Annotated in this window: 12 protein-coding genes; 3 read left to right on the top strand and 9 right to left on the bottom strand. The window is 60.4% G+C overall.

What is annotated here, in order from left to right:
• Window positions 1–21: 21 nt before the first annotated feature.
• The 4 genes from BKA12_RS01640 to mtrA form a co-directional block, all read right to left on the bottom strand.
• Complete coding sequence (locus BKA12_RS01640) at window positions 22–831, bottom strand: ComF family protein (protein ID WP_183640190.1); 810 nt, start codon at window positions 829–831, stop codon at window positions 22–24.
• A gap of 100 nt (window positions 832–931) precedes the next feature.
• Window positions 932–2632, bottom strand: coding sequence for an LpqB family beta-propeller domain-containing protein (locus BKA12_RS01635; protein ID WP_183640188.1), 1701 nt, complete (start codon window positions 2630–2632; stop codon window positions 932–934).
• Complete coding sequence (gene mtrB, locus BKA12_RS01630) at window positions 2622–4310, bottom strand: MtrAB system histidine kinase MtrB (protein ID WP_246361584.1); 1689 nt, start codon at window positions 4308–4310, stop codon at window positions 2622–2624. Before mtrB ends, BKA12_RS01635 begins: the two co-directional genes overlap by 11 nt.
• 230 nt (window positions 4311–4540) lie before the next feature.
• Window positions 4541–5218, bottom strand: coding sequence for an MtrAB system response regulator MtrA (mtrA, locus tag BKA12_RS01625; RefSeq protein WP_183640185.1), 678 nt, complete (start codon window positions 5216–5218; stop codon window positions 4541–4543).
• A 143-nt stretch (window positions 5219–5361) separates the two neighbouring features.
• On the opposite strand from mtrA, the gene BKA12_RS01620 reads away from it, so the two are divergent.
• A complete protein-coding gene (locus BKA12_RS01620; RefSeq protein ID WP_183640183.1) occupies window positions 5362–6609 on the top strand; it encodes a DUF7847 domain-containing protein in 1248 nt (415 codons plus the stop codon).
• Here BKA12_RS01620 and BKA12_RS01615 read toward each other — a convergent pair.
• The 4 genes from BKA12_RS01615 to BKA12_RS01600 all read right to left on the bottom strand — a co-directional run bounded on the left by BKA12_RS01615 (window position 6588) and on the right by BKA12_RS01600 (window position 10528).
• Window positions 6588–7661, bottom strand: a complete 1074-nt coding sequence (locus BKA12_RS01615; protein WP_183640182.1) for a uroporphyrinogen decarboxylase/cobalamine-independent methonine synthase family protein — start codon at window positions 7659–7661, stop codon at window positions 6588–6590. The two genes, BKA12_RS01620 and BKA12_RS01615, sit on opposite strands and share 22 nt — an antisense overlap.
• Window positions 7648–8037, bottom strand: coding sequence for a chorismate mutase (locus BKA12_RS01610; RefSeq protein WP_183640180.1), 390 nt, complete (start codon window positions 8035–8037; stop codon window positions 7648–7650). The genes BKA12_RS01615 and BKA12_RS01610 overlap by 14 nt, the downstream gene beginning before the upstream one ends.
• A gap of 81 nt (window positions 8038–8118) precedes the next feature.
• On the bottom strand, window positions 8119–9240 hold the full coding sequence (gene mnmA / locus BKA12_RS01605) for a tRNA 2-thiouridine(34) synthase MnmA (protein WP_183640178.1): 1122 nt from the start codon (window positions 9238–9240) through the stop codon (window positions 8119–8121).
• Between the two features lie 73 nt (window positions 9241–9313).
• On the bottom strand, window positions 9314–10528 hold the full coding sequence (locus BKA12_RS01600) for a cysteine desulfurase family protein (protein ID WP_420826503.1): 1215 nt from the start codon (window positions 10526–10528) through the stop codon (window positions 9314–9316).
• 73 nt (window positions 10529–10601) lie between these two features.
• Between BKA12_RS01600 and folP the strand changes: the two genes are divergently transcribed.
• Window positions 10602–11564, top strand: coding sequence for a dihydropteroate synthase (gene folP / locus BKA12_RS01595; RefSeq protein WP_183640177.1), 963 nt, complete (start codon window positions 10602–10604; stop codon window positions 11562–11564).
• Window positions 11565–11620: 56 nt separating this feature from the next.
• Window positions 11621–12376: a dihydrofolate reductase family protein gene (locus BKA12_RS01590; RefSeq protein ID WP_183640175.1), complete on the top strand. Its 756-nt coding sequence runs from the start codon at window positions 11621–11623 to the stop codon at window positions 12374–12376.
• Window positions 12377–12435: 59 nt separating this feature from the next.
• Here the strand turns inward: BKA12_RS01590 and BKA12_RS01585 are convergent, their stop codons facing one another.
• Window positions 12436–13392 carry a diacylglycerol/lipid kinase family protein gene (locus BKA12_RS01585; protein ID WP_183640173.1) on the bottom strand — a complete coding sequence of 319 codons (957 nt, stop codon included), beginning with the start codon at window positions 13390–13392 and terminating at the stop codon, window positions 12436–12438.
• Between the last annotated feature and the right edge of the window lie 48 nt (window positions 13393–13440).

Here is a 13440-nt window from a genome sequence, read left to right as displayed (position 1 = left end):
ATTCACCCTTGTTTAACCTAGTCATCTAGGATTTTGTGTCGCCGCCAGAACCGCCGCGCCGATCACTTCAAAGCCCGCAGTACGTAACACTTGGTGCGCTTGGGCGAGCGTTGCGCCCGTCGTGAGGACGTCGTCCACCAAGAGAACCCGCTGTCCTTTCAGCACCGTCAGTCCAGGCGCGAGGGTCATAGTTCCCCGTCGCGATCTTCGTTCCCGCGCCGAGGCACCTCGGTGCGAACTCTGAGCAGCCGAAGTGACTCGCAAAATGGAGCGCACGTTGAGTCCGCCACTGTGACTCATGCTCTTGGACGCCACTTTCAGTAGTTCGCCCACGGGCCAATAGCCACGCTTTTTCAAGCTCGCTGGGCTGGCAGGAATGGGCACTACCCATACAGGCGAACTCGTTCTCTGGGAACCAACGTCCAGCTCCTCGAGAGCCGTTCGCACAGCCCGGGCCAGCGATCGGCCCAGCTCCTTCTTCAAGGTGAACCGTTGATGGTTCTTGAACGCCAAGACCGTTGCGGAGACTCCGTCCTTGTAGAGTCCTGCCGCCACCACGGGAAGCACCACATTCGTTTCTAGATCCAGCGGGAGCGCTTCGGCAGCTTCCTCGGCTCGAAACGGCTTGAGGGTTGAGCGATGAAGATTCTTGGTGCAGGCCGAACACAGCACGGCATCGCGCGCTCCGCACACCACACAGTCGGAGGGCATCAGGACCCACATCAAGTCGGCGAACGCCGCGCACACTGCTGAAACCCACGCCGAACGCAAGACTGAATCAACCCACCGCGCCGCCGAATCGGGGACGCCTCCTGCTATTTGCCGCTCCATACACACAGCATGCCTAAAGCGTTCAGGCGAGCCGGCGTCGTCGTACTCAAAAGTGGATAACCGCCGCACCGCAGCCGGCTACCGAAAATTGTGCGTGACGCTATCCCGGGTAGGACAGCCCCGTAGCCTTGCCTTCGAGCTTGCGCCACGAGTTACCCGAACGCACGTAGATGCCTTCCGGGTTCTCCGCGTAAATGTTGCGGCGGTCGCCCGCGCCGGCGGACAGATTCGTCAGGCCCAAAAGCGGCGAGAACTCTTCAGCCACGCTCGCGAGGGTGACACGCACGGGAGCAACCGGCGCTTCGGTTGCCGGATTCCAAGCAATGATGCTGTCATCGTGTTCCCAGACCGCCCGAGTGACGTGCTGCGGAATCTCAATCTTCACCGGGTTCTGGACGCCGCGCGGCACGCCTTCCGAGTCGCGGATCAGTCCGGCCACGTAGATTCCAGAAACGCCGTCGATGGTCGCTGCGACCAGAAGTCTCGCTCCATCACGAGAGACGCGAAGGCTCGTGACTTCGGCATTTTGTAGCCATTCCGCAGCGATGTCTCGCATCTCCCCGTCGACGGCAGGATTCGGCGGAACCGCCTGCACGTGTGCGCCGCCGGTATGGCTCGCGGTCCACGTCCAGCCCAGGTAGTCCACGCTCGGCTGCTTGAGCCGAACCCCAGTGCCAGCAACCCGTACTCGACCTGCGTCATCCACGGTGATGAGCTTCTTGCGATCACCGCTCAAGAACGCGTACCGGCTGCCCACGGGAGACATCGCAGGATCTACCGGGTTGTAGGCAGAAATATCGGGGATGTTTCCGATCGGAGTGTGCCCGTTTCCTTGGAAATAGACGAGCTTCTTATCCGCAATAGCAATCTGCGTATTCGGCACCGAAGCGTTGACTTGCGCCGCCTTGAATTCTGGATCTGTTGGCCCAAGATCAACTGGGCGCTGCTCCACCGTCATGGTCACGGAGCTGACATTGCCCAAGGACGTCAACGTCAAGGACAGCTGCTGGCGCATTTGCTTGCGTCGGAGGTCGGACGCTTCGGCGAAGACGGAGGATGCGAAATCAACGCGCGCTTCGCCAGACTCGATCGGAACCGAGGGCTGTGCGAGCTTGGTGCCCGGTGGGAAAGCGCTAAACACGGCGTTGTTGAGGTACGGAGCAGCGCCATTGAGGAGTGCCGAAACCACGGTTGCCGCGAGGCCCTGCTTGTTGGCGAACCAGCGCACGTCAGGGACCGCGTAAGCGAACGTGGAATCGTAGAAGTACAGCGTGTGAGGCGAGAACAAAGACTCGAAGTTTCCCGCTTCAATCAAGAGTCCGTCCGGTGCCTGGCTAATGCGCCACTGGCCGTTGACCTGAGCCAATTGCAGCGTCAGCAATTGCGAAGAGTGTTCCGGCAACGTGGTCCGAATGCCCTTGTCATCCACGGTGGATGAAACTTCCACTGAGACGCCGTAGCTGCCTTCTTGGACGTTCTCCACCACGGCTGGGTCCGCGTCATAGACCGTGGCTTTGGATGACGGATTCCAGATTCCGGCAAACTCGGTGGTCAGGTATTCGCGAGCGGTTTTGTAGTCGTCGTTGGTGTCGACGCCGGCCTTGTAGAAGCCTTCGATCACTTCTTCAGGCGACATCCCGTCCCGCGGTCCCGCTGCGCTGAAGGACAAGCTGCCGTCCGTGCCTTGAGTGGGTGCCGTGGTGCTGACGCCGAGCGAACCGGACGTCGGGATGTTCGCGCATGCCGTCAGAAACGCCAAGAGCACTAAGGTCACGATCGCGAGTAGTTGCTTAGCCTTCACGGCGCCGCTCCTGTTCCGTCGCGGTGGGTTCTTCCTTCACGGACGACGACGCAGCTGCGGTCCCGGAATTCTCTTCCGGTTCCGCAAGCGTCGCCTCGAGCGATTCCTCGTTTGGTCCATCCGTCACGCCGTCCCCGAGTTCTTCGAGAACTTCTTCTTCCTCTTCCAAGGATGGAGCATCAGCTGGAATCAAAGGAAGCGGCGAGTCCGTCAGTTCGATGTCTCGGGACTTAGGAAGGGTGAGCAAGAAGTTGGAGCCATCCCCCACTTGACCCCACGCTTCCAGGCGTCCGCCGTGGAGTCGAGTGTCTTCCGTGGCAATGGACAAGCCCAGGCCGGAGCCACCCGTGGTGCGAGCACGGGCAGGGTCAGCACGCCAGAAGCGGTCGAAGACTCGGCTGGCTGCTTCTTCAGAAAGGCCAATGCCGTGGTCACGGACGCTCACGGCGACAGCGTTCTCGTTGTCGCCAATGAAAATGTCGATCGGCTGACCCTCAGAGTGCTCAACAGCGTTAAGCACCAGGTTTCGGACCACGCGTTCAATGCGGCGTGGGTCCATGGCTGCCACCACGGGGCCTTGCGGGTAGTGGGTGCGTAGCGGTGAGCCAATGCGGTCGGCATGGATTTGGGCCATGTCCACGGCGCGCTGGACGATCGGCTTGAGATCCCAGTTATCGGAGTCCAGATCCACCACGCCCGCATCGAAGCGCGAGATTTCCAACAGGTCATTCAAAAGACTCTGGAAACGCTCCACTTGGTTGTAGAGCAGCTCGGCGGAACGGCGGTTGATGGGGTCAAATTCTTCGCGCGCATCATGGAGGACTTCGGCCGCCATGCGTACGGTGGTGAGCGGCGTGCGAAGTTCATGGGAAACGTCAGAAACGAAGCGCTGTTGCATGTGCGAGAGCGTCTCGAGCTGACGAATCTGCTCTTGAAGATTGTCCGCCATGCGGTTGAAGCTCTGCGCCAAACGGGCGACTTCGTCTTCGCCGTGGACGTTCATGCGCTCTTCGAGCTGGCCGGCCGCCAGCTTTTCGGAGACGGCAGCGGCGTGAGCCACCGGCTGCAGTGACTGACGCGTCACGTACCACGCGATGCCGCCGATCACGATCAGCAACAAGACACCAGCAATGCCGAGCACGCGGTGAATGTAGTTCAGGGTCTCCTGCACACTTTCGAGGTCATAAACCAGATACAAGGCGTATTCGCGTCCAGGCGGCAACGCCACCTTGGTACCAAAAGCGAGTCCTGGGGAAACGCCGCTGGCCTGCGGGATCCCGATGGACTGCCAGTACTGTCCTTGGTTCTCGCGCACAGCCGTTGCCAGCTCTTCGGGGATCACCGCTGAGGTCATACCGCCGGAGGCTTGAGCCGAGACGTAGATATTTCCCTCGCCGGGAAGCGGCTGAAGGATGAAGTCACGTTGCACCGTCGCGCCGTCGCTCTCAAGGGTGCGCAGGGTGTCGCGAACGAACGCTACCGTTCTCGTTCGGTCGGTGGAGCTCACCGCTTCCAACGTTCCCTTGACCTGGCTCAGGCCTCGGTACGCCTCAGACTCCACCTGGCGCAAGCGCTCTTGGAACAAGCCTGTAGCGATCTGCTGAGATAGAAAACCGCCCGTGCCCAGCAAGGCAAGGGTGGACAGCAGCACGGTGATGACCACCGTGCGCAGCTGCATCGAGCGAGACCAACGACGGTGGGCAGCAGGAATCCACGTGCGCGGCTGACGCCACGAGAAGTCAACGACTTCACCATTACTCGGGTGAAAGAACAGCAGCCGCCTCATACGAGATGGGCGTGCCGCTACGGCTGAGGCATCGGCAGTAGCGGCGTCGCTCGATGTTTCAAGCGCGACGTCTTCAGGAGCGGACGCATCCGCTGGGCTGGGCTGATCTTGAGGTGCGGTGGTCAGGACTTACCGGCCCGGTATCCCACGCCACGGACCGTGAGGACAACCTCTGGCGAATCCGGGTCAAGTTCCAACTTCGAACGCAATCGCTGAATGTGCACGTTTACCAAACGGGTGTCAGCTGGGTGCTGATATCCCCACACAGCTTCCAACAACATGTCACGAGTGAAGACCTGCCATGGCTTGCGTGCCAACGTCACCAGGAGTTCAAACTCGAGCGGCGTCAGCGGAATCGCTTGACCAGCGCGGCGTACTTGGTGACCTGCGACGTCGATTTCGACATCGGCAACGCGAAGAACTTCTGGAGTGCGCGTGTCATTGTCGCGCAAGCGAGCGCGAACGCGAGCCACGAGTTCGGCTGGTTTGAAAGGCTTCGGGACGTAATCATCAGCGCCGGATTCAAGTCCGCGCACCACGTCGGCCGTATCAGACTTCGCGGTCAACATGACAATGGGAACGTCCGACTCTGCACGGATCTGGCGGCAAATCTCAATGCCGTCCATTCCGGGAAGCATCAGGTCAAGCAGAACAAGATCTGGCTTGCTGACTCGGAAAGCGTTCAGCGCTTCCCCACCGTGATGGCAAAACACCGGCTCAAAATCGTCGTTCCGCAGAACGATACCGATCATTTCTGAGAGAGCTTCGTCATCGTCGACGACCAGCACACGCGCTTTCATTGTTCCCCTCGATGAGTTAATTTTCTCCCGCACAGCAGTCAATGACTGCATCCCATCCAGTATAGGAGTCAGATCATCATCAATGATGAAGAACCCCGCGTGATTCTCCCCTAGTCTGAGATTAGTCACGAGAGGAATGCAGGATGTCGCAAACACCGAATGATCCTAATGATCCACAACAGCCCGCCGAGGGATGGCGTCATCCGCCACAGCAAGGGTGGGGACAGTCCGCGTCCGGCAACGCCCAGAACTATGGTCAGTACGGCCCTCCCGGGAACATCCCCGGCGCCCCGTATTACCAACCTTCGGCCCCCGTAGCGAAACCAGGGTCCGTCGGACTGCGACCGTTAAGCCTGGGCGACATTTTCGAAGGCACGTTCAAGTCCTTCAAGTACGCGCCGTTAGCGCTGGTCATCCCGCTGTTGATTGTCAACGTCATTATGTCCGTAGCAGGCGTGCGCTATTTCTTTTATTGGATGACGCACAACGTCTTACCGATCCTTGAAGGAATCAACACTGCAGACTCCTACACGATCGACTCCCCCAGCGATCTTCAGCAGCTGTTCCCGCCGGCCTTCATCAACTCGTTTTGGTCTCTAGGCTTGGTGTTGTCTCTCATCACCGTCGTGGGGACATTCCTGACAGTTTTTTGCTACGGCATGGTCTCTGTCAGCGTTGCCCGCGGCATAGCAGGCCAGAAGACGTCCTTTACTCAGGCCGTCCGTTTGGCTAGCCGCAAGTTGGGCGGATTGATGGGACTGGCAGGCATTGTCTCCCTGCTCTACGTTGCAGTCATCGTGGTCTTCGCAGCCACGGCCGTCGCCATGTTCAACTCCGTACTCACCGGCTCGAGTCTGCTGGTCTCGATGTTTGTGCCGTTCTTCTTCTTGATTCCGATCGTCGCGATTGCCGGGGCTTTGATCACCGTCAAGCTGTTCGCCGCTCCTCAAGCAGCTGCGATTGAAAGCGTTGGACCACTCCGCGCTTTGGGCCGGTCTTGGGAACTGACGCGATTCAACTTTTGGCGCGTGCTTGGCATCCTCTTGCTCATGGGGATCATTACGTCGATCGCCGTCAGCATTGTCTCAGCGCCATTTCAGACCTTCACTCCCATGGGCACTGCCGACAGCCTAGGTGTCGGCGAGCAGGGCACGCCCGTTGAATTTGAGCAACTGCGGCAAAGCCTCATGGGCGCGTCATGGGGTCTTGGCATCATGTCAGGAATAACGAGTGCGCTGTCCGCGATCGTGATGGCCATCGTGGCGTCCCTGTTGTACCTGGACTTGCGGTTTCGTCACGAACAATTGCATGTCACCATCGCCAACGAGAGCGCTTCAGGTCAGCAACCTGAGATCCCCGGTTCCACGGCTCAAGCGTCGACGATGCGCTGACGCCCGGCGTCCACCAGATCCGTCAATCGCCCGAGTGCGCGCCTAGCGTGCTCGGGCGATAGTCGTTCTAGCCCCGAAGTGGGCACCAAGACGGTCTGGTGCAATTGCTCAAACGAAAGTCCAACGCTGCGCCACGGGCTGACGATGCGATCAAAAGTCACAGCTACCGATTCCGGCTTCTGCCCAGCAACCTGGCTGGCAACAGAGGCCTCATCAAAAGCACCCAGCCACACGTCGCGATCCGCTTCAATGAGCGCCGCAACGCTCTCCCACGCGCGCATGCTGGACTGATGTTTGACAGCGTTGACGTACCAGCCGTCAGCGTCAATTTCCTTGACTCGTCCCATCGCTTCGGAATGGGCTTGGCCCAAGCGACCCTCGTGGTCCGCAAGATTCAGAACGACGGAAGCTGCGTCGTCGTCCTTAATCTCACCAACGAGGTCCGTCCACAGCCGCAACGCATCCGCGGGCTTGACGGCGCGCAGCGTGCGGTAGCCGCTCACGGTGGGGATGGCGCCGGCGAGAGCCGCGTCCGCTTGCGGTTCTGACACCATGACGACGACGCTGCTCACGCCCGTCGCGCGGCGCACGTTGCGCACAAATTCAGCGGTGCCCAATGCGAGGGATTGCGAGATGTCGCGGAGCGCGCCGGGGTCCGAAATAGCCTTCTCGCCCAAATGCAAGTGAAGGTTCGCGGCAAGGGTCAGCGGACCGAGCAATTGGATTTTGAGCGTCGAAGGGCGCTCTTCCATGGTGCCGATGACGTCGGCAAAAATGCCTACGTCAGAGTTCCGGCCGGAGACGGCGGCACGGAAATCCTTGCCCGGAGTATCCGTGAGTCGCCACCCGAACGACTGCATGTCAGCGGAGAGGCCATCCAAAAGGGACACCGTGCGGCCGAGCGTTTCATAGGTAGCACCGCGTTGCGGCAACTCCGTCAGCGCGGGCAGGTGCGGATCCCCTAGTTCACCCAGAACGGTTCGCGCTGTTTCCAACGGATCCGTACCTGGCATGGAGCCAAGAATGCTGGCTTTGAGCTCACGCTCGGGCATCAGGCTCCTGCGCGTGCTCTTCCGAGATCACCTGGTGGTGGTGAATGACCTCGCTGATGATGAAGTTCAAGAACTTTTCAGCGAATACCGGATCCAGGTGCGCCTCGATAGCGAGTCGGCGAAGGCGCTCAATCTGCGCTTTTTCACGGTTTGGATCGCTCGCTGGGAGCTGGTGACGAGCCTTGAGGTAGCCCACGCGCTGCGTGGCCTTGAAACGTTCTGCCAACAAATACACGAGCGTGGCATCGAAATTGTCGATGCTTCCGCGGATCGCAAACAACTCATCAAGCACGGCCGGATCAACCGAGCCATTCAACGACGATGCGTGAGGATCGAATTGCTCGCTAGGAATTGTGGTCTGGTCCTCAATACTCATGCGTTGCAGTTTATAGACACGAGCTGGCAGTCTTCGACTTTCTGCACCGCTTCGTAACGAAAGGTACCCGTGGAACGAGGGTTAGACCTTCGACGGATCCCACGCGTGAGAGTAAGCAGCGTCGATGGTTGCCTGGCCTAGAACGCGCGTGCCTTGGTACAACACCATGGTCTGGCCCGGCGCTACGCCGCCCAACGCCTCGTTGAGGTCAGCAAGCAACTTGCCGTCCTCGGCGATGCGAGCGGTGGCAGCCACTGGATCAGCGTGCGCGCGCACCTGAACCGTACACTCAAAGTCTTCGCCCGCGGCAACTTCCTTGATGGGAACGCCGGCCCAAGACACCTTGATGCCTTCGAGTCGGTCTACCTTCAAGAGATCCTTAGGTCCCACCACAACCTTGTTTTCCTTCGGGCGAACCTGAAGCACAAAGCGCGGACGTCCGTCTGGGGCTGGGCGCGAAATGGCGAGACCCTTGCGCTGGCCCACAGTGAAAGCTTCGAAGCCAGGGTGTTCGCCGAGGTCGTTGCCTTCGTGATCCACAATCCGGCCCGGGTTCATGTCGATGCGCTCGGCGAGCCAGCCGCGAGTATCGCCATCCGGGATGAAGCAAATGTCGTGGCTATCAGGCTTTTGGGCCACCGAGAGTCCCCGTCGCTCTGCCTCCGCACGGACCTCAGCCTTGGATGGCGTGTCTGCGAGCGGGAAGAACGCGTGCTTGAGCTGTTCGTGGGTCAAAACGCCCAGCACGTAGGACTGGTCCTTCGCCCAGTCAGCGGCGCGGTGCAGTTCCTTGTTGCCGTCTGCGTCATCGACGACCTTGGCGTAGTGGCCGGTAACCACGGCGTCGAAACCGAGCGCGAGAGCACGGTCCAAAAGGGCAGCAAACTTGATGCGCTCGTTGCAGCGCATGCAGGGGTTTGGGGTGCGTCCGGCCGCGTATTCGGAGACAAAGTCATCGACGACTTCCTCCGCGAATCGCTCCGAGAAGTCCCAAACGTAGAACGGGATCCCGAGCTTGTCGCAAGCGCGCCAAGCGTCGTTGGAGTCCTCAATAGTGCAACAACCACGGCTACCGGTTCTCAAGGTGCCAGGCATACGTGAGAGCGCCAAGTGAACGCCCACCACTTCGTGGCCAGCCTCCACGGCGCGTGCTGCTGCAACGGCGGAGTCCACTCCACCGCTCATCGCTGCCAATACCTTCATGAAAACCTCTCTAGTGCGTCCCGTTCTGATTCAGGAACCGCACTACCTACCTGTTGAAATTCTTTGTTATCGATTACCGATTACCGGCGGCCATCCCGGCCGCTTTCGAGCGCGTGTACACGTCATTAATGACGCTCAACACTGCTTCAACGTCTTGCGGGCCAGAAGTATGCCCCAACGTGATGCGTTGCACGCTGCGTGCATCGTCATCACTGCGCCCCATGGCCACCAAAACGTGGCTCGCCCGTGCCACGCCCGCAGTGCACGCAGAGCCCGTTGACGTCTGCAGACCCAAGGTGTCCAGCAAGAACAAGAGCGTGTCACCTTCGCACCCTGGGAAGGTGAAGTGGACGTTGCCGGGAAGCCGCTCCCCCGTGTGCTCGGCATCGCGAGGACCGTTGAGGGTAGCTTCGGGAACGCGTTCCTCGATGCCTGTGATCAAAGCGTCACGCAGAGTGGCGATGCGCCCATACTCGGCGTCGAGTTGCTTGACAGCTTCCTCTGCCGCCACGGAAAAGCTCACAGCGGCTGCCGCATTGAGGGTGCCGGAACGCAAAGACCGTTCATGCCCGCCGCCATGCTGGACGGGAGTGAGTTTCACATCGCGGCGCACTACGAGCGCACCGATGCCCACCGGCCCACCGATCTTGTGCGCGGAAATGGCCATCGTGGCCACGCCAGAATCCGCGAAGGACACTGGCACAGAACCAAAGGCCTGCACAGCATCCGTGTGCATAGGGATTCCGTACTTTGCTGCGAGCGCCGCCACCTCAGCAACGGGTTCCACGGTGCCCACCTCGTTGTTCGCCCACATGAGCGTCACGAGCGAAATAGTTTCTGGCGACTCAGCCAATGCCGCTTCCAGTGCAGCAAGGTCAATCTTGCCGTCCGCGTCCACGGGAATGACGTTGAGCTCTGCGCCTTCGTGCGCTTCGAGCCACTCGGCCGTATCCAGTACGGCATGATGCTCCACGCCGGTCAGCAAGATGCGGTTGCGCTGCGGATCCTCGGCAAGCCGGGTCCAGTACAGGCCCTTGAGTGCGAGGTTGTCCGCTTCCGTTCCCCCTGAGGTGAAGATGATTTCGGTGGCGTGCGCGCCGACGGCTCGTGCCAACTTCTCACGAGCTTCTTCCACCACTCGGTGTCCGCGACGGCCCGACGTGTGCAGCGAGGACGGGTTGCCGGTCACGGCCAATTCGCGCGTCATCGCCTCGAGCGCAGCCGGCGTCATGGTGGTGGTCGCCGCGTGGTCGAGGTAAATGGGGGGATTAAAGGAAGAAGACATCATTTCTGACCATTTTACGCGGGTTGCCAAAGTAAACTGCGGGTGGTCCCCTCCAGAGAGCGAGAGTAAGCCTTTCATGTTCGAGCCAGAGTTCCGGGCGCCCCTTCATACGTTCACAAATCTGCACACCAACAGCGCCCGCAGCATCGACTTTTCGCGCCGCATCGCGGTCATGGCCGTGGTCAATAGGACGAAGGATTCCTTCTTCGATTCCGGGGCCACGTTTGCATTGGATCGTGCCGTGGAGGCGTCACTCGCGGCTGCTTCGCACGGGGCGGACTGGGTGGACATCGGCGGCGTTCCTTTCTCCCCCGGCCCCGAGCTGCCGTGGCAAGAGGAAGCCGATCGCGTGGTTCCAGTCATCCAGGCGGTACGCGAAGCCTCGGACGTGATCCTGTCGGCGGATACTTTCAGCGCCAAGGTCGCAGATGCGGCCCTTCGTGCGGGCGCGAACGTCGTGAATGACACCACGGGCCTGAGCGACCCTGACTTGCTATCCGTTGTCGCCGAGCATGGCGCGCACATTGTGATCACTCACTCCCTTGCCGCGCCGCGGACTGTTTTCCCGAAACCTCAGTACGACGACGTCGTCGCTTCCGTTCGCGATTTCCTTGCGGTGCGAATCGAGTGGGCGCTCAACGAGGGCGTAGCGGCTGACAAGATCTTGATCGATCCAGGCCACGACCTGAATAAGAACACCTTGCATTCTCTCGAGATCACGCGCCGCTACGCCGATATCGCGAAGCTGGGATTCCCGGGCCTTGCCGCGGTGAGCAACAAAGACTTCATTGGCGAAGCGATTGGCGTGCCGAAGTTCGAGCGGCAGTCCGCTTCCATTGCGGCCGCCACCATGAGCGCCATGAACGGCGCCCGCGTGGTGCGCATGCATGACGCCAAAGAATCGGTCAAAGCCATGCGCTTGCTCGAAGTCGCCATGGGCTGGCGTGAACCCGTCATGCTCAAACACAACATGGGCGATCTGAACGATCCCGCCGATCTCACCCCCAAAACCGACGACGCCGCCGAGCAAGAACTGTAAGACTTCAACAGTTAGTAGCAAAAGCAACCAGTTGCATCGACAGATAGGACTCAGCCATGCGGAATCTTTTGACGCCTTCGGCGACTCATCAGCCCGAACTCACCGATGAGGACATCCTGGGGCTCTACGCTCCCCCGAGCGACGAGTCGCAAGCCTTCGTTCGCTTCAACTTCGTCATGACTGCTGACGGCGGAGCCACCCACCGCGGAGTGTCCGGAGAGATCGGCGGCGAGGGCGATAAGCGCATGTTCCAACTGCTGCGTCTGCATGCCCATGTGCTAGTGATGGGAGCTGGAACGGTTCGCGCCGAAGGCTACGAGGGCGATCTCCTCAGCGCCGAAGACAAGACTTGGCGCGAGCAGAACGGGCTCTCGCAAGTACTTCCCGTAGCGCTTATTTCCGGTGGACTTCATCTGGAACCGAGCGACCAATTCTTCGCCCAAGCGCCCACCACCCCTATCGTCTACACGGCGGAAACGTCCTCGCCTGAGGCACGTGAAAAGCTCTCCGCCGTCGCGGAGGTCGTGATTGCTGGTCGTGACAGTGTGGAACCAGCGCTCGTCGTCAAAGACCTCGTGGCGCGCGGGTACCGCAACATCCATTCCGAAGGTGGACCCACCGTTTTCGGCGACTTCCAGCGCGCCAATCTCGTGGACTCTCTCTGCGTCACCATCGCACCCAAGACTGCCGGTCCCGGCGAGAAGCGAATCGGCGGAGAGGGACCAACCGAAGGCAACGCCCTGCGTCAAATGACGCTCCACAACCTTCTGGAGCATCACGGCGAACTACTCGCCGAATACCGCAAGGCCTGAACCGCAAGGCCAGAACCGCAAGGCCAGAACCGCAAAAGCCGATTCCGAGAGCGGCAGCACTAGTACAGCAGCGAGACCGCGCCCGGAAGCACTTCCACTCTCACGGGCGTAGGACCCAGTTCTTCGCCGTCACCGTACGCCGTGATGTCCGCGGTTTCGAGAACCACCTTGGTCACGCGCTCAATCGTCACGGCCCCATGACACGCGTGCTTTCCGGAGAAGATCAGCGGAAAGAGCCGCGCGAATTCCAGCCAGCTGAGTGGTCGGATGATGCAAAAGTCCAGCAGCCCATCATCGAGTGCGGCATCGGGGACAATCTTCATCCCACCCCCAAGATACTGGCTGTTCGCCACCGAGGCGAGCCACGCCGTCGTACGCCCTGAACGGACTGAACCGTTCGCGTCCGTTACGTCGAAGCGATACGCATGCGGCTTCAGGCTGCGCCATTCGCGAGCGAGCGCGGCCAGATACTTCGATTGCCCGGGCGGAAACCTCAGCGAATTTGCATGCCGATTGATGACCGCGTCGACCCCCACGCTCGCGATCCCCATGACAATTCGGCTCCCCCAGTCGCCGGTCACGCGAATCGCATCCACGTGCCGCACCCGCGATTCGCGAATACTTGCAGCGATGCGGGCAGCCATGGCACCCATCTGAAGCCGCTCGCGCTTGGGGGCGTGCGTCCCCGCGGACCGCACAAAGTCGTTGCCGCTACCGGCCGGCACAATCGCGAGCGGAATGTTCAGCGGAACCGCACCGCCTGCCAAAACGTTGGCACCAATATGGACCATTCCGTCGCCACCAATGACCACCAACGCAGAAATGTTGTGTTCCTTCGGGACGGCGACCAGCAAGGCGCGCTCCACCTCAGCGGCGGATCCCGCCATCAAACACACGACGTCATGGTCCGGCAGCTCACCGCTCAAATGCTCCACAAAACTGTTCACGAAGTGCGGCCGATTCCCCGTCACGATCACGTGCGGGCGCGTTTGCGGCGGCGTGGAGGGCGAGTTCATGACCAGAGCGTACGATATTCGGGCGGTATCGATATGATTTTCACGCGC

It is taken from the genome of Neomicrococcus lactis (assembly GCF_014200305.1).
GTDB lineage: Bacteria > Actinomycetota > Actinomycetes > Actinomycetales > Micrococcaceae > Neomicrococcus > Neomicrococcus lactis.
This window is presented reverse-complemented; position numbering and strand designations above follow the sequence as displayed.